General features: G+C 61.6%; 22 protein-coding genes and 1 tRNA gene. 14 read left to right on the top strand and 9 right to left on the bottom strand.

Translation table 11 applies throughout. The features are described from left to right. Nucleotides 1-14: 14 nt before the first annotated feature. From ampD to ACAX43_RS06950, 3 genes are read right to left on the bottom strand one after another with little or no spacing between them, the layout of a single operon-like run. Nucleotides 15-611 (bottom strand): 1,6-anhydro-N-acetylmuramyl-L-alanine amidase AmpD, encoded by a 597-nt coding sequence (gene ampD / locus ACAX43_RS06940; RefSeq protein WP_370707660.1) that lies wholly within the window; start codon nt 609-611, stop codon nt 15-17. Continuing rightward, entirely contained in the window at nt 608-919 is a 312-nt protein-coding gene (locus ACAX43_RS06945; protein ID WP_370707661.1) for a PP0621 family protein, read from the bottom strand. The genes ampD and ACAX43_RS06945 overlap by 4 nt, the downstream gene beginning before the upstream one ends. Before the next feature lie 10 nt (nt 920-929). Beyond that, a complete protein-coding gene (locus tag ACAX43_RS06950; RefSeq protein WP_370707662.1) occupies nt 930-1847 on the bottom strand; it encodes an inner membrane protein YpjD in 918 nt (305 codons plus the stop codon). Nucleotides 1848-1931: 84 nt separating this feature from the next. Here ACAX43_RS06950 and ffh point away from each other — a divergent pair, with 84 nt between their 5' ends. Then, complete coding sequence (gene ffh, locus ACAX43_RS06955; RefSeq protein ID WP_370707663.1) at nt 1932-3299, top strand: signal recognition particle protein; 1368 nt, start codon at nt 1932-1934, stop codon at nt 3297-3299. Between the two features lie 166 nt (nt 3300-3465). After that, nucleotides 3466-4017 carry a hypoxanthine-guanine phosphoribosyltransferase gene (locus ACAX43_RS06960; RefSeq protein WP_370707664.1) on the top strand — a complete coding sequence of 184 codons (552 nt, stop codon included), beginning with the start codon at nt 3466-3468 and terminating at the stop codon, nt 4015-4017. A 129-nt stretch (nt 4018-4146) separates the two neighbouring features. Here the strand turns inward: ACAX43_RS06960 and ACAX43_RS06965 are convergent, their stop codons facing one another. Continuing rightward, nucleotides 4147-4746, bottom strand: coding sequence for a MarC family protein (locus ACAX43_RS06965; RefSeq protein ID WP_370707665.1), 600 nt, complete (start codon nt 4744-4746; stop codon nt 4147-4149). 12 nt (nt 4747-4758) lie between these two features. After that, complete coding sequence (locus ACAX43_RS06970) at nt 4759-6495, bottom strand: proline--tRNA ligase (RefSeq protein WP_370707666.1); 1737 nt, start codon at nt 6493-6495, stop codon at nt 4759-4761. Between the two features lie 340 nt (nt 6496-6835). Between ACAX43_RS06970 and ACAX43_RS06975 the strand changes: the two genes are divergently transcribed. Continuing rightward, complete coding sequence (locus tag ACAX43_RS06975; protein WP_370707742.1) at nt 6836-7579, top strand: RNA pyrophosphohydrolase; 744 nt, start codon at nt 6836-6838, stop codon at nt 7577-7579. Nucleotides 7580-7655: 76 nt separating this feature from the next. Continuing rightward, nucleotides 7656-8213 (top strand): CNP1-like family protein, encoded by a 558-nt coding sequence (locus tag ACAX43_RS06980; RefSeq protein ID WP_370707667.1) that lies wholly within the window; start codon nt 7656-7658, stop codon nt 8211-8213. Between the two features lie 113 nt (nt 8214-8326). Here the strand turns inward: ACAX43_RS06980 and proB are convergent, their stop codons facing one another. The 4 genes from proB to rplU all read right to left on the bottom strand — a co-directional run bounded on the left by proB (nt 8327) and on the right by rplU (nt 11470). Then, nucleotides 8327-9445, bottom strand: coding sequence for a glutamate 5-kinase (gene proB, locus ACAX43_RS06985; RefSeq protein ID WP_370707668.1), 1119 nt, complete (start codon nt 9443-9445; stop codon nt 8327-8329). A 69-nt stretch (nt 9446-9514) separates the two neighbouring features. Beyond that, nucleotides 9515-10639 (bottom strand): Obg family GTPase CgtA, encoded by a 1125-nt coding sequence (gene cgtA / locus ACAX43_RS06990; protein WP_370707669.1) that lies wholly within the window; start codon nt 10637-10639, stop codon nt 9515-9517. A 230-nt stretch (nt 10640-10869) separates the two neighbouring features. Then, the gene (rpmA, locus tag ACAX43_RS06995; RefSeq protein WP_007180330.1) at nt 10870-11133 is read right to left on the bottom strand and encodes a 50S ribosomal protein L27; all 264 of its coding nucleotides are present in this window, start codon (nt 11131-11133) and stop codon (nt 10870-10872) included. A 25-nt stretch (nt 11134-11158) separates the two neighbouring features. Next, nucleotides 11159-11470 carry a 50S ribosomal protein L21 gene (rplU, locus tag ACAX43_RS07000; RefSeq protein WP_007180329.1) on the bottom strand — a complete coding sequence of 104 codons (312 nt, stop codon included), beginning with the start codon at nt 11468-11470 and terminating at the stop codon, nt 11159-11161. Between the two features lie 239 nt (nt 11471-11709). Between rplU and ACAX43_RS07005 the strand changes: the two genes are divergently transcribed. The 10 genes from ACAX43_RS07005 (at nt 11710) to ACAX43_RS07050 (ending at nt 23199) form a co-directional block, all read left to right on the top strand. After that, nucleotides 11710-12702 (top strand): polyprenyl synthetase family protein, encoded by a 993-nt coding sequence (locus ACAX43_RS07005; RefSeq protein ID WP_370707670.1) that lies wholly within the window; start codon nt 11710-11712, stop codon nt 12700-12702. A gap of 38 nt (nt 12703-12740) precedes the next feature. Further along, nucleotides 12741-12817 (top strand) — tRNA-Pro (locus tag ACAX43_RS07010). A 770-nt stretch (nt 12818-13587) separates the two neighbouring features. Beyond that, nucleotides 13588-14667, top strand: coding sequence for a type VI secretion system protein TssA (gene tssA, locus ACAX43_RS07015; protein WP_370707671.1), 1080 nt, complete (start codon nt 13588-13590; stop codon nt 14665-14667). 48 nt (nt 14668-14715) lie between these two features. Next, entirely contained in the window at nt 14716-15282 is a 567-nt protein-coding gene (gene tssB / locus ACAX43_RS07020; protein WP_370707672.1) for a type VI secretion system contractile sheath small subunit, read from the top strand. A gap of 87 nt (nt 15283-15369) precedes the next feature. Continuing rightward, a complete protein-coding gene (gene tssC / locus ACAX43_RS07025) occupies nt 15370-16839 on the top strand; it encodes a type VI secretion system contractile sheath large subunit (protein WP_370707743.1) in 1470 nt (489 codons plus the stop codon). 44 nt (nt 16840-16883) lie between these two features. Further along, a complete protein-coding gene (locus tag ACAX43_RS07030) occupies nt 16884-17366 on the top strand; it encodes an Hcp family type VI secretion system effector (RefSeq protein ID WP_370707673.1) in 483 nt (160 codons plus the stop codon). A 120-nt stretch (nt 17367-17486) separates the two neighbouring features. Then, a complete protein-coding gene (tssE, locus tag ACAX43_RS07035) occupies nt 17487-18017 on the top strand; it encodes a type VI secretion system baseplate subunit TssE (protein ID WP_370707674.1) in 531 nt (176 codons plus the stop codon). Then, the gene (gene tssF / locus ACAX43_RS07040; protein WP_370707675.1) at nt 18017-19888 is read left to right on the top strand and encodes a type VI secretion system baseplate subunit TssF; all 1872 of its coding nucleotides are present in this window, start codon (nt 18017-18019) and stop codon (nt 19886-19888) included. The genes tssE and tssF overlap by 1 nt, the downstream gene beginning before the upstream one ends. Before the next feature lie 11 nt (nt 19889-19899). Next, nucleotides 19900-20934: a type VI secretion system baseplate subunit TssG gene (gene tssG, locus ACAX43_RS07045; protein ID WP_370707676.1), complete on the top strand. Its 1035-nt coding sequence runs from the start codon at nt 19900-19902 to the stop codon at nt 20932-20934. A gap of 57 nt (nt 20935-20991) precedes the next feature. Beyond that, nucleotides 20992-23199 carry a type VI secretion system Vgr family protein gene (locus tag ACAX43_RS07050; RefSeq protein ID WP_370707677.1) on the top strand — a complete coding sequence of 736 codons (2208 nt, stop codon included), beginning with the start codon at nt 20992-20994 and terminating at the stop codon, nt 23197-23199.

Here is a 23199-nt window from a genome sequence, read left to right on the forward strand (position 1 = left end):
CGCGTTAAGGGCTGTTACGGGGTTTTGGAAAACTTGAGATAGGGGAAGTACTGATCCGCCAAGGCGGTGTCGCGCTGCAGACGCTGCCAGTCGAAATGAGGCCCAGGATCGGTCTTGCGGCCGGGGGCGATGTCCGAGTGACCGGCGAGCCCCTCGACCGGATAGCGGGTCTTGAGCGCGCTTACGAGCGTACCGAGCGTGCGGTATTGCGCCGCTTCGAAAGCAGTGGTGTCACTGCCTTCCAGTTCGATGCCGATCGAAAAATCATTGCAGCGCTCGCGGCCGAAAAAATTCGACGGTCCGGCGTGCCATGCCCGCTCGTTGCAGGACACGAATTGGTCGAGCGCGCCGTCGCGATGAATCACGAAATGCGCCGACACGCGCACGCCGCGCAGATGCGTGTCGTAGTACGGGTGGGCATCGCAGTCGAGTGTGTTCTGGAACAGTTCGGCGATCGCCGTGCCGCCAAATTCATTGGGCGGCAGGCTGATGTTGTGGACGACGATCAGCGTCGGCACGACCCCTTCGGGCCGCGCTTCAAAATTCGGCGATGGCAATTTGCGTGCGGCGGCAACCCAACCGTCGGCATCGACGGCGAACTCGACGCTCATCGAGCGTCGCGGCCCGTGGGATGCGCGCCGTGACGTTGCGCATGCGCCGCGCTGCAGAACGGCTGTCCCGCCACCACGACCGAGTCGCTCTTCGGTGCATGCACGCCGCATTCCGCGCAACGGATCATCGGCTCGGCGAGTTGCGGCGGCGCTTGCGGAGAGGCGGACGCGCGCGCACCGCCATTCGGACCGCTCTGGCCTTTTGCCCCGGCAGTGCGTTGTGCGGCTTGCGCGTCATGACGGCGCAGCGCCTTCACCAGCCATTGGCCGACGATGAACAACAGGATCAGTAGAAATATTTGTCGCATAGCAGGGCACTCACACTACAGCACGGTGCAACAGCACCTCGAATACAAAACGGCTGCCGACGTACGCCAGCAGCAGCGCGACGAACGACGCCAGCACCCAGCGCAATGCCGCACGGCCGCGCCAGCCGGAAACCTTGCGCGCGGTCAGCAGCGCGCCAAACATCACCCAGGAAAGAATCGCAAAGACGGTCTTATGATCGAGCCGCAATGCACGGTCGACCAGTTGCTCGCTGAACATGATGCCCGAGAGCAGCGTCAGCGTGAGCAGGACGAAGCCGGCGCCGATCAGACGGAACAGCAGTTTTTCCAGCGTGAGCAGCGGCGGCAGCGTGTCGAGCCAGCTCGACAGCCAGCCGTTACCCGCTGCGGACACGTTGCGCTGCGACACACCGCCGCGCATCGCGTGGAGACGCCGCTCGACCAGCAGCATCAGAATCGCGTGCAGCGCCGCAATCGCGAACAGACCGTACGCGATATTGGCGATCAGGAAGTGCAGCTTGAACATCGGCGCGGCGGAATACGGCAGCACGCGCACGCCGTTGAACGCCAGCGGCAATAAAGAAGCGACGCAGGCAAGCGGCAACACCAGCAGACGGAGACCGTCGAGCGGGAAGAAAAAGCTCTCGATCCAGTAGATTCCGGCGCCGAGCCAGAACATGGCCGACAGCGCGAACGCGAAACCGAACACCATCGCATTCTGAGGAAAGATGGTGGTATGCAGCAACACGCCATGGGCGAGCAGCGCGACGAACAGCAACGCGCGACCCGGCATGCTCATGCCCGACGCGGCCGAAACGCCCGCGGCGACGGGCACCGGCGGCACGCTCTCGAGCATGGGGCGCACGCTGGCGTGCCGGTGCGAGCGCCAGCCGGCCACGGCAAGACCGCCGTAGAGGAGCGCAGTGAGGGCATACAGTACAATATCCATATTCGAAGTTTACACTAGGCCCCTGCTCCGCGACGTCTTCCACTTCGCGCACTGCCCGGGCCGCACTGTTCATCATCGCTCCCCATGCTCGACAATCTGACTCAACGGATGGCGCGCGTCGTCAAGACGCTGCGCGGCGAAGCCCGGCTCACCGAGGCGAACACTCAGGAAATGCTGCGCGAAGTGCGCCTCGCGCTCCTCGAGGCGGACGTGGCGCTGCCCGTCGTGCGTGAGTTCATCGCCAAGGTGAAAGAAAAAGCGCTCGGCGAGGAAGTCATCAGCAGCCTGTCGCCGGGCCAGGCGCTGGTCGGTGTGGTGCAGCGCGAGCTGACCGCGATCATCGGCGGCGACTATGAAGGCAAAGCGGTCGAGCTGAATCTCGCCGTCACGCCGCCGGCCGTCATCCTGATGGCGGGTCTGCAAGGTGCCGGTAAGACGACCACGGTCGGCAAGCTCGCCAAGCTCCTGCGCGAAAAGTACAAGAAGAAAGTCCTGACCGTTTCGTGCGACATCTACCGCCCGGCCGCTATCGCGCAGTTGAAGATGGTGACCGAGCAGGTCGGCGCGGACTTCTTCCCGTCGGAACCGGATCAGAAACCGGTCGATATCGCGCGCGCCGCGGTGGATTGGGCCAAGCGCCATTATCACGATGTGCTGCTGGTCGACACAGCCGGCCGTCTGGGTATCGACGAAGCGATGATGCAGGAAATCGCCGCGTTGCACGCCGAGTTGAAGCCGGCGGAAACACTGTTCGTCGTCGACGCGATGCTGGGTCAGGATGCGGTCAACACCGCAAAGGCGTTTAGCGACGCACTGCCTCTCACCGGCGTGGTCCTCACCAAGCTCGACGGCGACTCGCGCGGCGGCGCGGCACTTTCCGTGCGTCACGTAACGGGCAAGCCGATCAAGTTCGTCGGCGTGGCCGAAAAGCTCGACGGCCTGGAAATTTTTTATCCGGATCGCATGGCGAACCGGATTCTCGGCATGGGCGACATTCTCGCCCTCGTCGAAGAAGCGCAACGTGGCGTGGACGTACACGCCGCGCAGAAGCTCGCCGACAAGGTCAAGAAAGGCGGCGACTTCGACCTCAACGATTTCCGCGCGCAGCTTACGCAGATGAAGAGCATGGGCGGCCTGTCGTCGCTGATGGACAAGCTGCCGGCGCAGTTCCAGCAGGCCGCTGCCGGCGCCAACATGGGCATGGCCGAGTCGCAGATGCGCCGCATGGAAGGCATCATCAACTCGATGACGCCGCTGGAGCGCGCCAAGCCCGACCTCATCAAAGCCACCCGCAAGCGCCGCATCGCCGCGGGCGCGGGCGTGCAGGTGCAGGAAGTCAACCGCATGCTGAACCAGTACGACCAGATGCGCACAATGATGAAGAAGTTGAAGGGCGGCAATCTGCAGAAGATGATGCGCGGCATGAAGGGCATGATGCCCGGCATGCGCTAAGCTTTAGCAAGACGGCGGCGGGCGTGGTTCCATGCATGAACGATGGCGCGCGGCTGACTCGGGATTTGTGCGGGTTTATTCTGTACCGCACGCCGCCGTCCCCAGGGGACTTCCTTCGGGGCGTTCTCACCCACACTATGTATACAGTTACCGCCCGTCAGACGTCATGAACCGCGAAGAAGCCCTCCACATTTTTACCCACTCCGAAGAAATCGTTTCGGCCGACGACGTCAACGCGTCGATCAGCGGCATGGCTGCCGCCATCCGCGACGAGATGAGCGAGGACTTCCCGCTCGTGCTGTCGGTGATGGGCGGCGCGGCGGTCTTCACCGGCATGCTGCTGCCGCACCTCGATTTCCCGCTCGAGTTCGACTACATCCACCTGACCCGTTATCGCAACACCACCAAGGGTGGCAGCGAGATGCAGTGGCGCGTGGCACCCGCCGAGTCGGTGAAGGATCGCGTGGTGCTGGTACTCGACGACATTCTGGACGAAGGCGAGACGATGGCCGCGATCCGCGACCGCATCCTCGCGATGGGCGCGAAGCGTTTCCTGAGCGCGGTGCTGTGCGAGAAGATCATTCCGAAGGCCAAGCCGCTGCATCCGGATTACTGTGGCTTCGAAGTGCCGGACCGCTATGTGTTCGGCTGCGGTATGGACGCCAAAGGCTATTGGCGTAACCTGCCGACAATTCGGGCGCTGACCGAAGGGGCTTGAGCTGTTTCAGCGGCGTCATTGATGGCGCGAGCAGGTGTAAAGAAAGCGACCCGCGGGTCGCTTTCTTTATTTGTCAGGCTGCTGACAGCACTGCTCCGCTGCCGTGTTGAACCCCGCACCGGATATCACTCACAGCTGATGCACAAAGGATCGGATACCGCCGAGCATCATCTCGACCGAGATCGCCACCAGCACCAACCCCATCAGCCGCTCGAAGGCCATCATCGCGCGCTCGCCGAGCCACGCCTGAATGCGTTCAGCCAGCATCAGCACGATCGCGCAGACGATCATGGTGACGGTTAGCGCACCGATCCACTCGAACATCTTGCCGGGCGCCTGCGACGTCAGCAGCATCACCGTGGCAAGCGCCGACGGGCCCGCCAGCGCCGGAATGGCGAGCGGTACGATCAGCGGCTCGCCGCCGCGCGTGTCGCCGCCGAACGGACCGTCCGGGTGCGGAAACACCATTCTGAGTGCGATCAAAAACAGTACGATCCCGCCGCCGATGCGCAACGACTGGTCGGTCAGGCTCATCATGCGCAGAAAACGGTCGCCGACCACCATGAAGACCAGCAGGATCGCAAAGGCGATCGCCACCTCACGGAGAATGACGATCGTTCGCCGCTTCGGCGACACCACGCGCAGGCAGCTGACGAAGAGCGGAATGTTGCCAAGCGGATCGGTGATCAGAATCAGCAGGACGGTCGCGGACAGGAAGGTGTACTCCACCGTCCGCTCCGCTTACTGCGCCAACGCGGCGCGGACTTTCCCGATCACCGTTTGTGCCGCGTCTTCAACCGGCAACAGCGTGGCCTCAGTGTCGCGGCGGCCCTGGTATTCAAGCTTGCCGTCCTTCAGGCCACGATCGCCGATCACCAGACGATGCGGCACGCCGATCAGTTCCCAGTCGGCGAACATCACGCCCGGGCGCTCGCCGCGGTCGTCGAGGATCACGTCAATGCCCGCTTCGACCAGTGCCGCGTACAGCTTGTCGGCCTGCTCGCGCACGGCTTCGCTGCGGTCGTAACCCATCGGGCACAGCACGACTTCGAACGGCGCGATCGATTCCGGCCAGATGATGCCCTTGTCGTCGAAATTCTGCTCGATCGCGGCGCCCAGAATACGCGTGACGCCGATGCCGTAGCAGCCCATTTCCATCGGCTGCGGCTTGCCGTTCTCGTCGAGGCAGTTCGCGTTCATCGCTTCCGAATACTTCTTGCCGAGCTGGAACACGTGGCCGACTTCAATGCCGCGGCAGATGTCGATCACGCCCTTGCCATCCGGCGACGGATCGCCCTTCTTCACGTTGCGGATATCGGCGACGACCGGCTCCGGCAGATCGCGGCCCCAGTTCACGCCGGTGGTGTGGTAATCCACCTCGTTCGAACCGACCACGAAGTCGCTCATGTTCGCGACCGTGCGGTCCGCGACAACCTTGACCGGCTTCTTCGTGTTGATCGGGCCAAGATAGCCCGGCGGCGTGCCGAAGGTTGCGACAATCTCGGCTTCTGTCGCCATGCGGAACTCAGCCAGACCCGGCAGCTTGCTCGCCTTGATCTCGTTCAGATCGTGATCGCCGCGCAGCATCAGCAACCAGATGGTCGGCTCGGCGCCTTCATTTTCCGTGGCGAGGATGATCGACTTGATGGTGCGCTCGAGCGGGATATTCAGCAGCTCGGCCACGGCCTCGCACTTCGCTTTGCCAGGCGTTGCGGTCTTCTTCATTTCCTCGGCCGGCGCTGCGCGCTCCTTGTAGAGCGGGAGCGCTTCAGCCGCTTCGACGTTTGCAGCGAAATCCGACGTCGGGCAATACGCGATCGCGTCTTCGCCGGTTTCGGCGATCACGTGGAATTCATGCGAGCCACTGCCGCCGATCGAACCGTTGTCCGCCGCCACTGCACGGAAATCCAGACCAAGACGCGTGAAGATGCGCACGTACGCGTCGTACATCTTGCGATACGACTCGCGCAGGCCTTCCGCGTCTTTGTCGAACGAGTACGCGTCTTTCATGATGAACTCGCGGCCACGCATCACACCGAAACGCGGCCGGATCTCGTCGCGGAACTTCGTCTGGATCTGGTAGAAGTTCACCGGCAACTGGCGGTAGCTCTTGATCTGGCCGCGCGCGATATCCGTCACCACTTCTTCATGGGTCGGTCCGAACACGAAATCGGATTGCTTGCGATCCTTGAAGCGCAGCAGTTCGGGGCCGTATTTTTCCCAACGGCCCGATTCCTGCCACAGTTCAGCCGGCTGCACTGACGGCATCAACAACTCGATCCCGCCTGCCCGGTTCATTTCTTCGCGCACGATGGCTTCCACCTTGCGGATCGAACGCAGGCCGATCGGCAGGTAGTTATAGATGCCGCCGGCGACGCGGCGGATCATGCCGGCGCGCACCATGAGCTTGTGGCTGACGATCTCGGCGTCGGCGGGCGCTTCTTTCAGCGTGCCGATAAAGAAACGGGAAGCTTTCATTCAGATTTTCCAAAAGCGGCGGCTCCGGAGGGACCGCCCGAAAGGTGAAAACGGTAGGGAAATCGACACAGACCCGGCTCAGCGCCGGTACGGACTTGCCGAACACCGAGCCCCAAGCCGGCCTAACGCCCGGCAAACCCCCGGCAAAAATCCAGCCCCATCGCCGCGTCGAAGCGCCGCGCAAAGCCTATGCAGCAAGGGATAACGCACGGAAAGACTGACAGGCTACCGCAAACGCGGCCCTTTTGCGGTGAATCGTTCCAATCTGGTGCGAATCGGTGCGTCGGGCCCGTTATCTGTTTATAATCAAAGCAATTTTAAAGGATTCGAAGGTGGTTGTATGCTGGATCGTGAAGGCTTTCGCCCGAACGTCGGCATCATCCTCTTGAACGCGCACAACGAGGTGTTTTGGGGCAAACGGCTCCGTGAACATTCCTGGCAGTTTCCGCAAGGGGGCATCAAGTACGGAGAGACCCCCGTGCAAGCGATGTATCGGGAGTTACACGAAGAAACCGGGCTGCTTCCTGAGCACGTCAAGGTGATCGGCCGCACGCGCGACTGGTTGCGTTACGAGGTGCCTGACAAGTTCATCAAGCGCGAAGTACGCGGTCATTACCGCGGCCAGAAACAAATCTGGTTTTTGCTCCGGATGGTTGGACGCGATTGCGACATCTGCTTGCGCGCCACCGACCACCCCGAGTTCGATGCATGGCGCTGGAACGAGTACTGGGTGCCGCTCGACTGTGTGATCGAGTTCAAGCGGGATGTATATCAGTTGGCGCTGACGGAACTATCCCGTTTCATGCGCCGGGCTGCGCCGCGTGCGGAAAAACCTGGCGGGCACCATGGGCCGCGTTATCCACGGATAGCGTCGTCAATGGAAAGTCCACCGGATTCGACGATGGTGACGGTCACCACCTCGGTGACCACCCTCACCATCGAGACGTCGATTCACACGACGATCGTGTCTGATTGCGGGCCGGGCGCCGGGTCGGAAGCCGAGGTTGGCTCCGCGTCGGAACACGAAGACGAATCGGCTCACGAAACGGCCGGCGCGCTGCTCCGCTCGCGCGCGCGCAATTGACAATTCTGTGCGGCTGCCCATGCCGTCTCTGCTGGCGCGACTCCTGGAGCCGCGCCAGTGTTTTGAGGAAACCATATTGAAAGCACTTGCTCTCGTCGTGGCGTGCGTCGCCACCGGCGCCCTGCTGGCTGGCTGTTCGAGCGCCGGCAAACCCACCAATAAAGACGACAGCGCGTTTACCTACCTGCTGGACCGGCCGACCACCTGGGTTGAAAACAAGGTGGACACCTTGCCGCCACTGCCGCAAGACTCGAATCTGCTGCCTTTCGAGGTCTCCGGCAACACGCCGCTGCAGTTCTCTGTCGATAGAAATTCGCTGAGCGTCGGCACCGATGGCGTGGTGCGCTACACGGTGGTTGTGACGAGCCCGAGCGGCGCTCGCAACGTGAACTACGAAGGGATTCGCTGCGACACGTATGAATGGCGCCTGTACGCGGGCCTCAACGCGGATCACGACGGCTGGGACCAGACCGTCGCTAACAGCTTCACGCGCATCGAGAACGGCGCGCTGAACGCCTATCAGGCGACGCTGTATCAGGATTATCTGTGCGCGAACAAGATGCCCACAGGCAACGCGAAGCAGATTGTCGAGAACATCCGCTACAAGCGCACGCAGACCTCGCTGATTCATTAAGGCAGTCTTCGCGAAGGGCACTTCGAATCCGGATGCTGCGGAGGACAAAAAACCCCGTTCCAGCTCACGCTGGAACGGGTTTTTTTATGCGTCGTGCGGGCCTGACCCAGGCGTCAAACCAGTACGAGGTTATCGCGATGGATTAACTCGGGCTCCAGCATGTAGCCGAGCACCGACTCGATCTCGCCGCTCGGACGCCGCTGGATCAGCTTGGTTTCCGCGCTGCTGTAATTCGTCAGTCCGCGCGCAACTTCACGCCCTGCCGGACTCAGGCACGCGATCACTTCGCCGCGCGCAAACGCGCCCTGCACGCCAACAATACCGATCGGCAGCAAGCTCTTGCCGCCTTCGGTCAATTTCTCGACCGCGCCGTCGTCGATCACGACGTGCCCGCGCACTTGCAGGTGATCGGCCATCCATTGCTTACGCGCCGCCATCCGCGCGGTGCGTGCGATCAACTGCGTGCCGATCGCTTCGCCCGAGGCGAGCCGTGACAATACGTCTGCTTCGCGACCGCTCGCGATCACGGTATTGGCGCCGCTGTGAGCCGCGCGTTTGGCGGCGAGAATCTTGGTCAGCATGCCGCCGCGGCCGAGGCTCGAACCCGCGCCGCCCGCCATCGCTTCGAGCTCCGGCGCACCGGCATCGGCCTGCTGGACGAGCGTGGCGTTCGGGTCCTTACGCGGGTCGGCAGTGAAAAGACCTTGCTGATCGGTCAGGATGACAAGCGCATCCCCTTCGATCAGGTTCGCGACCAATGCACCCAGCGTGTCGTTGTCGCCGAACTTGATTTCGTCGGTCACCACCGTGTCGTTCTCGTTGATGATCGGCACGACGCCCAATCGCAGCAGCGTCAGCAAGGTGGAACGCGCGTTCAGATAGCGTTCGCGATCGGCCAGATCGGCGTGGGTCAGCAGGATCTGTGCAGTCTGGATCGAATGCTCGGCAAAGCGGCTTTCGTAAACCTGTGCGAGGCCCATTTGACCGACAGCCGCGGCCGCCTGCAATTCGTCGATTTCGCGTGGCCGCCTGGTCCAACCGAGCCGCTGCATTCCTTCAGCGATGGCGCCCGAACTGACCAGCACCACTTCCTTGCCTTGCGCGCGCAGTGCGGCAATCTGCGCGGCCCAACGGCCGATCGCAGCATGATCGAGGCCGCGCCCGTCATTCGTGACGAGGCTCGAACCGACTTTCACTACCAATCGCCGTGAATCTGCGATGACGGAACGCATTGTGCGCGGTCTCCAAGATGACGCGTGATGCATGCCGGCAGCCCTCGCAGGTGCCGGCGCTCAGGCTTGTTACTCCTGCGGGTCGACGCTGGCGTCGTCCGAAGCAGCGGCCGGCGCTTCCGGCTTTTCGCGGAAACGCACGTCAGCTGCAAGATCTTCGGCTTCAGCCGCGCGCTGCGCGTCCGAATGCGCGGCGATGTGATCGAACACCGCGTAGCAAAGGTTTTCACAACCCTGGCCCGTCAGCGCCGAGATTTCGAACACCGGACCGTCCCAGCCGAAGCCTTCGGTGAATGCCGCGACGCGTGCTTCGCGCTCGTCTTCGGGCACCATGTCGAGCTTGTTCAGCACGAGCCAGCGGGTCTTCTCATACAGCAGTTCGTCGTACTTGCGCAGCTCGTTGACGATTGCCTTGGCTTCCGCGACCGGATCGACGGCGTCGTCGAACGGTGCGAGGTCGACGATATGCAGCAGCAAGCCGGTGCGCTGCAAGTGACGCAGGAACTGGTGACCGAGACCGGCGCCTTCCGCCGCGCCTTCGATCAAACCGGGAATGTCGGCGATCACGAAGCTGCGGCTCGGCCCGACGCGCACCACACCGAGATTCGGCGCCAGCGTGGTAAACGGGTAATCGGCGATCTTCGGTTTCGCGTTCGATACCGACGCGATGAAGGTCGACTTGCCGGCATTCGGCATACCGAGCAGACCGACGTCCGCCAGCACCTTCAATTCGAGGCGCACCATGCGGCGCTCGCCGGGCTTGCCGTCGGTTTTCTGGCGCGGCGCGCGGTTCGTACTGGATTTGAAATGCAGGTTACCGAGACCACCCGCGCCGCCTTGCGCGATTTGCACGCTCTGGTTGTGCTCGGTCAGATCGGCGATCAGCTCGCCGGTTTCCATATCGGTGATGGTCGTGCCGACCGGCATGCGCAGCGTGATATCGTCGCCGCCCTTGCCGTAGCAGTCCGCGCCGCGGCCGTTTTCGCCGTTGCGCGCCAAATGTTTTTTCGCATAGCGGTAGTCGATCAGCGTATTGATGTTGCGGTCTGCAACCGCGATCACGCTGCCGCCCCGGCCGCCGTCGCCGCCATCCGGGCCGCCGAACGGAACGAATTTCTCGCGGCGCATCGACGCGCTGCCATCCCCTCCGTCGCCGGCGATGACTTCAATCCTCGCTTCGTCAATGAACTTCATGCGTAACTCCGTCCCGTGGTGTGCTGCTAGATGGTGCTGCTTGGGTTGATGCTTTCAGATACTGCTATTTTGCCGCGCCCGCCGTGCGGTGAGCAATCAGCCGAGCGGCGAGATGCGCCGGCATGGCCATTCACTCCGCTAATTCTTCGAGCAAAAAGCGCCGCAATAAAAAAGGCCCCGCTAACTCCGCGGGGCCTTTTTCCGGTCCTGAAGCCCGTGCCTGATTAAACTCAGACTGCTGCCGGGACGACGTTGACCATGTGCTTCTTCGCTGCGCCCTTCGTCGAGAAATTGACGTGGCCGTCTGTCAGCGCGAACAAGGTGTGATCCTTGCCGATACCGACGTTTTCGCCCGGGTGCATGCGCGTGCCACGTTGACGCACGATGATGCCGCCAGCGTTGATGGCCTGACCGCCGTAAACCTTCACGCCGAGACGCTTCGATTCAGAGTCGCGGCCGTTCCGGGATGATCCGCCTGCCTTTTTGTGTGCCATTTGATTTGCTCCTTAACCGTTGCGCTTACGCGTTGATCGCGTCGATGCGCAGTTCGGTATAGTTCTGGCGGTGGCCGCCATGCTTCTGGTAGTGCTTCCGGCGACGCATCTTGAAGATGGTCACTTTTGCGTGACGACCTTGCGACACGACGGTAGCCTTGACGGAAGCCCCACTGACCAGCGGCGTACCGAACTTAATCGATTCGCCTTCGCCCACTGCGAGAACCTGGTCGAGCGTGATTTCAGCGTCAATGTCTGCCGGTATCTGTTCTACTTTAAGTTTTTCGCCGACGGCAACTTTATACTGCTTGCCACCGGTTTTTATGACCGCGTACATTGAGAACCTCACTCTGTGTTCATTTTTTCCACGCACCGCGCGCGGAAACCCGTGATTATACATAGAGTTAGCTACCCGGTCAAAACTCATTGAGCGTCACCGCGCGAACCGCCCGGCACCTCGCCGGCCAGCCGCGGCTCGCGGTCCTGCTGCGACCTCCATCGCGCCAGACCGCGGCCTGCGGCCCGGAACTGCCGCGATTCGCCTTATAATTCGCGGCACTACCCAACACAGCCATCATGTCGTCGACTGCCACTCCCTCCCCCAACGCCGCCAGCCTGCTCGCTCCGATCGCCGAAGACATGCAGCAGGTCAATCGCGTCATACGGCAACGTCTGGCGTCCGACGTGATGCTGATCAACCAGATCTCCGAATACATCATCAGCGCCGGCGGCAAGCGGCTACGGCCCGCGCTGCTGTTGCTGGTGGCCGGCGCGCTGGGCGAGACCACCGGGCATCGGCACGAACTGGCCGCGGTGGTGGAATTCATCCACACGGCCACGCTGCTGCACGACGATGTAGTCGACGAATCCGATCTGCGGCGCGGCCGCCAGACCGCCAACGCGCTGTTCGGCAATGCCGCGAGCGTCCTGGTCGGCGACTTCCTCTATTCACGCTCGTTCCAGATGATGGTCGGCGTGGGCAAGATGCGTGTCATGGAAATCCTGTCGGAAGCGACCAACGTCATCTCCGAGGGCGAAGTCCTGCAGTTGCTGAACATGCACGACGCCGACGTAGGCGAAGCGCGCTACATGCAGGTGATCCGCTACAAGACCGCGAAGCTGTTCGAAGCCGCCGCCCAACTCGGCGCGGTGCTGGCCGGTTCGGATGCAAAGATCGAAGAGGCCGCAGCGGAATTCGGCCGCCGCATCGGCACCGCGTTCCAGATCATGGACGACTGGCTCGACTACACGGGCACGGCTGAATCGATGGGCAAGAACGCCGGCGACGATCTGCGCGAAGGCAAACCCACGCTCCCGCTGATCTATCTGATCGAACGCGGTACGCCGGAACAATCGGCGCTGGCGCGGGAAGCCATCGAGCACGGCGGCACGGACCGTTTCGACACGATTTTCGAAGCCATCACGCGTTCCGGCGCGCTGGATCACACGCTCGAATGCGCGAAGCAGGAAGCGCTGGCAGCGGCTGCAGCAATTTCTTCATTTCCCGATTCCATTTTCAAAGATAGCCTGCTAGAATTATGTTCTTACTCGACGGCAAGGCAGTCTTAAACGGGACTGAAACACCGTAAGAGTCCAGCAGTACAAATCGGGGTGTAGCTTAGCCTGGTAGAGCGCTACGTTCGGGACGTAGAGGCCGGAGGTTCGAATCCTCTCACCCCGACCAGATTTTCCTTGTTCGTTCAAGGCTCGAAAAACCGCCCAGCTTGCTTGGCGGTTTTTTGCTTTGGGTCGCGATTTTTTGCCTGGTTTTGCAACACGGGCCATCACAGCCAGTCGGTCGACTGGCGCCCCGACCGCACTACGAGCCTTCACGAATTCACGGCGGCCGGTTGCGGTGCGATTCAGCGGTCTTGTCGGCTCCTCAAACGCGCACCATCTGATCCAGCCACCGCCTCACGCTGAACACGTACCGCAAATCTCACGCAGCAACCACACATCTGAACGCCAACGCAAAAAAGCGTAGGGCACAGTTCGCTCACCCTGATGCCCACCACCCACGTCCGGCGAGCCAGATAAAACTCATCCCAATATTAGGTCTTAGCTCCTTTAATCGCGTCGCATTGAATATCCCTGTCAGGCTATGTTTAATCTATCTTAATATCTATTCCTAAATTCTTTTATAAAAATCAAAAATCGACTTGCCATATGGATAACGCCGGAATAACATCTGGCCCTAGAGAATCACATGCACCATATATTTCGTGATCCTCATGAAACGATTGACCTGTCCGCACACGTCCCGAGCAGCCTGAATAGAGAGCACGGAGCAGCGACCAGCATGCATCGACGGTCAATTCCTATGCACTCTTAAAGAAACGCGGTCAATTGAGAAAATTTGAGAATTATCCGAACAATTCCTACTAATTAGAGCCGGAATTAAGATTAACTCATCGCAATTCAAAACCGAATTATTCAGCACCGATATATCTGGGCATGAATTTGATTAATACCGCTCTAGCCAATCCAATCGGGTTCAAAGATCTTGAACGCCCGTGCGGCATCGATCTGGAATACGACGCCGCGTTCATAGCATTGCAGCAAGCGGCAATCGGTAGTCGCGAACAGCAATTTGGCGAGGCCGTGATACCCGCGGTCACCCCGGACTGGCCACACGTCGCCGCATTGGCGCTCGAACTGCTGGCACGCAGCATCGACTTGCGAATCATCGCGCTGCTGGCGCTTGCCTGGACGGAAATGGACGGCCTCGCCGGCTATGCGAAGGGCCTCACATTAGCTGCCGACGTACTCGATCAGCACTGGGAGCACGCCCATCCACAACTCGAGGTCGGCGGCGAATTCGATCCCCTGCCACGGCTCAATGCGATTGCGGCGCTAACTGACAGGCAGGCGCTTGGCCGCAGCGCTCGCAGTGCCGCGCTGCTGCACTGGCGGCTCGGCCCGCTATCCTTGCGCGATGCCGCCGCGATTCTGGAAGGCAGCCTGCCAGCCGTCGCGAGCGACGTCCCGGCAACGGGCGCCAGTCTGCAAGCGGAACTGCGCGCGGCGCTCAGCGCCGCGCGCGAGGACGCCATGGTCGTTCATCAACTGCTCGTTGCAATCGAGCGCATCGACCAGCAGATCTCCGTGCACCTCGACGCCTCGTGGGTCCCCGACCCAAGCGCAGTGAAGAGCCCGCTAAGTGTTGTGTATCAGGCGATCAGTGAGCCGGCGCTAGCGCGCGTCGCGTCAGCGGCGCGCGGTCCTGAATCGTCATCGCCGCAAATGATGGAGCCGAGCGCATCGGTCAAACGGGGCGCCGACCGTCATGAAGTCTCTGCCACGTCCCTGTCGATAAGGTCGCGCGAAGACGTCGTGCTAGCGCTTGAAAAAGCGTGCGCCTATCTGGAACGCGCAGAGCCGGGCCATCCCGCGCCCTTTTTGCTCCGCCGCGTCCAACGGCTGATGCATATGAATTTCTACGAAATCGTGCGCGACATGGCGCCCACCGCATTGCCGCAGATCGATGTTCTGGCCGGCCACGCGGAGCAGCTATCAGGTATCGCGAACAACTAAGCCGGACTGCGGTATCCAACATCCCGCGATAAACAATGGAGTGTCAGATTGGTCAATTCGAAGGCATCGAAAGCAAAGGCAACCGGACAGAAGTTCATTGCCCGCAACCGCGCACCCCGCGTACAGATCGAGTACGACGTCGAAATCTACGGTAGCGAGCGCAAGGTCGAGATCCCGTTCGTGATGGGTGTCGTTGCCGATCTCGCAGGCAAGTCCACCAAGCCCCAGCCGGACTTCGAAGCACGCAAATTCCTGGAATTCGACATCGACAATTTCGACGACCGGCTCAAATCGATCCAGCCGCGCGTCGCGCTTAACGTGCCGAACGACATCTCCGGGGAAGGCATGCTGGCGGTCGATCTCACCTTCGAACGCATGGACGACTTCTCGCCTGCCAGCATCGCGAGACAAGTGCCGGCCCTCGATCAGTTGCTGCAAGCGCGTTCGCAGTTGTCGAACCTGCTCTCCTATATGGACGGCAAAAACGGCGCCGAAGAATTGATTACCCGGGCGTTGAAGGATCCAGCGCTTCTCAAAACCCTCGCTGGTCCACCCAAGGCCCTCGGGGCGCAAAGCGCCGATACCGCCGCAGACGAAACATCCAACACGCAGTAATTCCGCCGGCGCGAATGCCGTTCATCGAGAAACGTTCCCAAGACCGTTATGAACTACGCAGAATCCATCGAGCAGCAATCAACCCGCATGCCGTTGTCCGCTGAAAATTTTTCGGCGGTGTTGATGAAACAATTCAATCCGCGCACCGAGCAAACCCAGGAAGCCATTGATGGCGCGGTCAGAACGCTCGCCTTGCAGGCACTGGAAAACGCGGTGGTCATCTCCAACGACGCCTACCAGACCATACAGACCATCATCGCCGAAATCGATCGCAAGCTGTCGCAGCAGATCAATACGATCATCCATGCCGAAGACTTCCAGCAACTCGAATCATCATGGCGCGGGCTGCACTACCTGGTAAACAACACCGAGACAGACGAGCTGCTGAAGATCCGCTGCATGCCGATCACGAAGACGGAACTGAGCCGCATGCTCAAGCGCTATAAAGGGGTCGCGTGGGATCAAAGTCCGCTCTTCAAGAAAGTCTACGAAGAAGAATACGGTCAGTTCGGCGGAGAACCGCTCGGCTGCCTGGTCGGCGACTACTATTTCGATCACAGTCCGCCCGATGTCGAAACGCTCGGCGAAATGGCGAAGATCGCCGCCGCCGCGCACTGCCCGTTTATCACCGGTGCATCGCCGGCGGTCATGCAAATGGAGTCGTGGCAAGAACTGTCGAACCCGCGCGATCTCACCAAAATCTTTCAGAACAGCGAATACGCTGCATGGCGCCATCTGCGCGCGTCAGACGACTCCCGCTACCTGGGCCTTGCCATGCCGCGCTTTCTCGCTCGCCTGCCGTATAGCGTCCGCGCCAACCCGGTTGATGCCTTCAACTTCGAGGAAGACACCGACGGCGCCAACCACCAGCGCTACGCGTGGATCAACTCCGCGTATGCGATGGCGACCAATATCAACCGCTCGTTCAAACACTACGGCTGGTGCACGTCGATTCGCGGCGTCGAATCAGGCGGCGCGGTGCAGGATCTCCCCACCCATTCGTTTCCGACCGACGACGGCGGCATCGACATGAAATGCCCGACCGAAATTGCGATCAGCGATCGGCGTGAGGCAGAACTGGCAAAAAACGGCTTCATGCCGTTCGTGCACCGCAAGAACTCCAATTTCGCCGCTTTCATTGGCGCGCAGTCGTTGCAAAAGCCCGCCGAATACCACGACTCAACCGCTACAGACAACGCCAAACTGGCTGCGCGCCTGCCCTATCTGTTCGCGTGTTGCCGCTTCGCGCACTACCTCAAGTGCATCGTGCGCGACAAAGTCGGCTCGTTCAAGGAGCGCGGCGAAATGGAATCGTGGCTGAACCACTGGATCATGAATTACGTCGACGGCGACCCTGTCAACTCCTCGCAGGACACTAAATCGAGAAAGCCACTGGCGGCCGCGCACGTGGTGGTGGAGGATGCCGAAGACAATCCTGGCTATTACAGCGCGAAGTTTTTTTTGCGCCCACATTATCAATTAGAAGGGCTAACCGTCTCATTGAGACTGGTTTCGAAGCTGCCGGCGCTGAAGGACGGCGCCGCGTCAGCACAGTAGTTCTTTTGTCATCACCATCGCCCCAACCAACAGGAGCTTAAAAAATGTCAGTAGATATGTACATGCGAGTAGATGGCGTCACCGGTGAATCCAAGGACGCTAACCATAAAGGATGGATCGACATCCAGTCCTACTCGTGGGGCGCGGCGCAGCCTGGCAGCATGGCGACCGGCAGTGGCGGCGGCATTGGCAAAGTCAGTTTCAACGATCTGCTGATCGAAACCTTCATGGACAAGGCGGCGCCGGCGATCCTCAAGTTTTGCGCCAACGGCAAGCATTTGTCGAAGGTGGAAATCTCCGTGTGCAAGGCAGGGGGCTCACAAGTCGAATATCTGCGGATCACACTGTCGGAAGTCCTCGTGACGTCTGTTCAACAGGGCGCGGCGAAAGCTTCCGAGGCAGTCAAAGTCACCTACGCTTTCCAGGCCGCCAAGGTGAGGAAGCAGTACTGGGAGCAGACCGACCAGGGCACGCGCGGCGGCGAAAGCGTGCTCGCCTGGGACATCAAGGAAAACCGCGAAGTTTAGGCGTCCGTTCACCCTGCCCATTCGCCCCGCTTCACGCTTGACCGAGCCGTGCGGGCATGGCACCTGCCATCGCCCGCACGGCCCGAAGCCCACGAGAGTCCTGTGAGAGAGTCACCTTCCTTGCGTTCACAACGAGATCCGGCGACGGCACGCCGCGATTCGCGATTCGACGTCCAGCCCTGTCTGCTTGATCGCCTGATCACGCATCGCTCGCAAACCGGAGTGGCGTCCGGCGGCCCGTTCGCTCTGTCGCGCGCACTGTTACGCGAAGCGGTTCTGCGCGATCTGAACTGGCTTCTGAACAGCACCAACCTCGAAGCCACCGACAACCTCGATGCCTATCCGCACGTGCGGCGCTCCGTCGTGAATTTTGGCTTGGGCCCGTTAGCCGGAGCGCGATTGTCGGCGCTCGACAGGACCGGCATCGAAAGTGCGATTCGCGAGGCGATTGTCCAGTTCGAGCCGCGCTTCCTTGCCGGGAGCGTCGAAGTACGCTGCGCCGCCGAGCCGGCCACACTACAGCGCAACACGCTGTCGATCGAGGTCAGCGGGCAATTGTGGTCAAGCGAAGCGCCGCAGATGTTTCTCATCCATTCGGAAATCGACCTCGAAAGCGGTCATATCGCGCTGCGCTCGCACGGAAACGAGTGATGGACCCTCGACTGCTCGACTACTACAACCGCGAACTCGCCTACCTGCGAGAGCTGGGTGCCGAATTCGCCGAAGCTTTTCCGAAGACAGCAGGCCACCTCGGCATGCACGGCGCTGAAGTCAGCGATCCCTATGTAGAGCGGCTTCTCGAAGGCTTCAGTTTTCTCACCGCGCGCATTCAGCTGAAGATGGATGCCGAGTTCCCGCGCTTTTCGCAGCGGTTGCTGGACGTCGTCTACCCGAACTATCTGGCGCCTCTGCCGTCCATGGCGATCGTCGCCGTGCAGCCCAACCTGCGCGAAGGCTGCCTGAACGACGGCTATACCTTGCCGGCCGGCTCACCCCTGCGCGCCGGTCTCACCCAAGGCGAGCAGACCGCGTGCGAGTTCCGCACGGCTCACGCGGTCACGCTATGGCCACTGCGCCTCACCGAGGCGAAGATGAGCGGCGATCCGGGCGATCTGCCGCTATCCCGGCTTAACGTTCACGGCGCCGTGCGTGGCGCGTTGCGCCTGCGGCTGGAAGTCTGCGGCGCGGCTGACCTGAACGCACTGCCGTTGGACGAATTGACGTTTTTCCTGAGCGGCGCCGAACACCAGGCGCTACAACTGCTGGAACGGCTGCTGGCGCATAGCGTCGGCGTAGTGTGCCATTCCGTATCGAGCGCCGAGCGCCACTGCACATTGCTGGAGGACGGCGCCATCCGCCACGAGGGTTTCGAGGCGGCGCAGGCGTTGCTGCCCTCCGGTATGCGTTCGTTCAACGGCTACCGCCTGTTGCACGAGTATTTCGCCTTCCCGGCGCGCTTTCTGTTTTTCAGCATCAGACATCTGCGGCGCGCGTTAAGCAAGATCGAAGGCAATGCTTTCGAGTTGACTATCCTGCTCGACACAGCGGTATCCGACCTCGAACGTTCAGTCGATGTCCGTAGCCTTGCGCTCTTCTGTACGCCGGCTATCAATCTGTTTCCGAAGCGCGCGGACCGCATCGCGTTGTCCACGCAACGCCATGAGCATCATCTGGTCGTGGACCGCACGCGCCCGCTCGACTACGAGGTCCATAGCGTTGAAAGCGTCACAGGCCATCTGCAGCACGATGGCAGGCCTTGCGAGTTTCGTCCCTTCTACGGCACGGTATCCGACGACCTCGAGAGTCACGGCCGCTACTTCTCCGTGCGCCGCGAGCCACGGCTCGTCAGCGCCTCGCGCCGACGCAGCGGCCCGGCTGCTGGCTACAGCGGCAGTGAGGTGTTTCTGGCGCTCGTCGACCAGCACGAAGCGCCCTACTCCGACGATCTGCGTCTTCTCTCGGTGGAGGCGCTCTGTACCAATCGGGATCTCGCGGCGCTGATTCCGCTCGACGGTGTCAGCGATTTCAGTTTGCGAATCTCCGCACCGGTGACTGCCATCAAGGTGCTCCGCGGACCCACGCCACCGCGTCCCGCCCTCGGCGATAGCGAAATCACATGGCGGCTGATCAGCCACCTCGGTCTGAACTATCAAACGCTCACCGATCTGGACGGCAGCCAGGGCGCGCAAGCTCTGCGCGAGTTACTCGAACTCTACGCCGGCGCGGCCCAGGCCGATCTGCTGCCGCAGATCCAGGGCATTCGCAGCGTGCGGGTCGAATCCGTTTGCCGTCATTTGCCGCGCCCGGGTCCGCTCATGTTCGGCCGCGGCGTCTCGATTTCGCTGCTGCTCGACGAACTGGCGTTTGCAGGCGCCAGCACGTATCTGTTCGGCGCCGTACTGGAGCAGTTCTTCGCGCGCCATGTCTCGCTGAACAGCTTCACCGAACTCGTCGTCGCGACGCTGCAACGCGGCCCTATCAGACGATGGGCGCCGCGCATCGGCTGCCGCCCCTCCGCATGAACCGCCCTCGCATGCCCTCGCTACAGCGCTTCTGGCAGCAGGTCGCCCATGCGCCGCACGCCTACGACCTTTACACGCTGCTGCGCTGGGTCGACGCCCGCGCCGGTGCGCCGGTGCGCCTGGGTCGCGCAGCGCATCCTGGCGAGGAGCCGCTACGGATCGGTCAGCAACCGTCACTCGCCTTCGCGCCCGCGACGCTGGCGTCGGCCACCCCGGCTCATGAAGGCGCGCTGCCGCGGGTGTCGATCTATAGCTTCGGCCTGTTCGGTCCCAATGGTCCGTTGCCTCTGCATCTGACCGAATATGCCCGCGACCGCGCACGCAATCACGACGATCCTGTCCTGAGCGCGTTTGCCGACCTGTTCCATCACCGGCTGATTTTGCTGTTCTACCGGGCGTGGGCCGACGCCCAGCCCACCGTCAGTCTCGACCACGGGCGTGCAGCGCGCTTTGACGCTTATCTCGCCAGCCTGATCCACCAAGGCCTGCCATCGCAGCTTCAGCGCGATGAGATCCCCGCGCATGCCCGATATTTCATGGCGGGGCATCTGGTGCGGCAGACGCGTAATCCGGAAGGCCTGCAACAGATTCTGCGCGCATACCTGGGGGTGCCGGTGGAGGTCGTCGAACTGGTTGCGCACTGGCTGCCGGTGGAGCCGGGGCAACGCACCACGCTGCGCGCAAGGTCGCCTACCCGCACGCTCGGCGGCGGCGCGATGCTCGGCATCGCTGTACGCGACGTGCAGTCGAAGTTCGAGTTGCGGCTGGGACCGTTATCGCGAGAACAATATCGCGACCTGTTGCCCGGAACGCGCCGCGCGCGCCAGGTGGCGCAATGGGTGCACCACTACATCGGCCTCGAATGGGCGTGGGATATGCGGCTGATTCTGGCCGCTGACCAGGTCATCGGCCATACGCTGGGCCCCGGCCAGCCACTAGGTTGGGGGAGTTGGCTCGGCACGCGCGCAAGCGCCGCCGATGCCGATGCCGACGACCTCGTGTATCCGCCCGAGGCCTACACGCAGCGCCCAAGCTGCCCCGCCTGAGCACCAGCCGCACTTGCTCTCGCCAAACCCGTTCGCGTCCCATCTACGCCTCTCGTCATGAACCACATCATCACAGCCCACACGCCGCTCGATCCGGAAACCCTCCGGTTTCGCTCACTGGACGGCCAGGAAACGCTGTCGTCGCTCTATGAATTCAACGTGGAGTTGGTCAGCCAGTCGGCTTCGCTCGACATGAACGCACTACTGGGCAAGCCGCTCACACTGGAGATCGCCACGCTCAAAGGTGGGGTGCGCCATCTCGGCGGACATATCGCGCGTTGCGCATTCCGCGGACGCGAAACCGATACGCCGCGCACGTACGTCTATACGGTCACCCTGCGGCCATGGCTTTGGTACCTGACCAGAACGACCGACTGCCGGATCTTCCAGAATCTGTCCGTGGTGGAAATTCTGCGTCAGGTGTTCGGCAGATACGCCTTCCCGGTCGACGAGCGTCTGCTGGCGAGCTACCGCAACTGGGACTACTGCGTGCAGTACCAGGAGAGTGACTTTGCTTTCATTAGCCGCCTGATGGAGCAGGAAGGCATTTACTACTACTTTCGCCACGAAGCAGACCAGCAAGTTCTGGTGCTCGCCGACGACATGAGCGCGCATGACCCGCTCGCCGACTATGCGACGCTTCCCTATCTGCCGCCTGACCGGCTGGCGCTGCCGAGCGAGGAAGGCGTCGATCAGTGGCATCCGGTCACCGAACTCAGCGGCGGCGCCTACACCGTCAACGACTACGACTTTAGAAAGCCGCAAGCCGACCTGTCGCAAGTGCGCGCCAATCCGTTGACCGCCGAGCATGGCGGCTACGGCAAATACCTATGGTCAGGTGGTTATATCGAAGCGAACGAGGGAGAGCATTACGCTCGCGTTCGCCTGGAGGAAGAACAGGCTGCGCACGCGCGCACGCACGCGCACACCCGCTTGCGGGCGATCGCACCTGGCTATCTGTTTACGCTGAAGAACTGCCCCCGGCAGGCGGAGAACCGCGCCTATCTGGTGATTGGCGTCGACTACCGTTTGCAGGAAGGCGGCTATGCCACCGGCAGCAGCGAAGCGCGCTACGAATTCAATTTCATCGCGCAGCCTGCGTCGCTGCCTTATCGCGCACCGAGCACCACACCAGTGCCGAGGGCAACCGGCCCGCAAACCGCTGTCGTGGTGGGACCGGCCGGCCAGGAGATCTGGACCGACCGCTATGGTCGCGTGAAGCTGCAGTTCCGCTGGGACCGCTATGGCAAGCGCGATGAAAACAGCTCCTGCTGGGTCCGCGTGTCCGACGCATGGGCCGGCGCCAACTTCGGCAGTATCCACGTTCCGCGGATCGGTCAGGAAGTGGTGGTCGACTTCCTGAACGGCGAACTCGATCGACCGCTGATTACCGGGCGCATCTACAACGCCGACCAGATGCCGCCGTTCGGTCTGCCGGAAGCCGCCACCCAAAGCGGCTTTGTAACACGCACGCCAGGCGGCACCGGCGCAAACGCGAACATGCTGCGCTTCGAAGACAAATCGGGCGCCGAGCAGGTCAGCCTGCATGCGGAGCGCGATTACGACGTGTCGGTCGAGAACGACGCAACGCATGACGTTGGCCGCAACGAGGCCGTGTCGATCGCCAATGACGCGACGCGCAGCGTCGGACGGAACTATGACGCAACCGTCTCGAACAATGAGACGCGTAGTGTCGGCAACGACTATCAGGCGAAGATTGCCAATGACGAGACGCGCAGTGTCGGCAACGACTATCGCGCGAAGATTGCCAACAACGAGACGCGCAGTGTCGGTAACGACTATCAGGCGTCGGTGGAGAACGACGAGACGCATACCGTCGGCAGGAACTACACCCTCCAGATCGCCAGCAATTCAACGCATCGCGTCGGCTGTAACCACACGGTCTCGGTCGCAAACGATGCGGCGCAAAGCGTCGGCGGCAATTCGGGCGTAGCGGTCGCCAAAGACACGTCAACCACGGTAGGCGGCAGTTCGGTCAACGTGGTCAACGGCAATTCCACCGCGATCGTATTGGGCACGCAGGAACTGGTCACGGTGAATCAGATCAGCTGGCTCGGCACAGGTTTCAGTGTGACCGGATCGAACGTCGGCGCAACCGGCTCGAATGTCGGTGCGACCGGATCGAGCGTCTCGGCGACTGGCAGCTCTGTCAGTTCAACGGGGTCGTCAGTTAGCAGCACCGGTTCGAGCGTCTCGGCAACGGGTGTGTCTTTCAGCACAGTCGGTCTGTCGGTCACGTTCTGA

Origin of the sequence: Paraburkholderia sp. IW21, assembly GCF_041321145.1 — a bacterium.
Classification (GTDB): Bacteria; Pseudomonadota; Gammaproteobacteria; order Burkholderiales; family Burkholderiaceae; genus Paraburkholderia.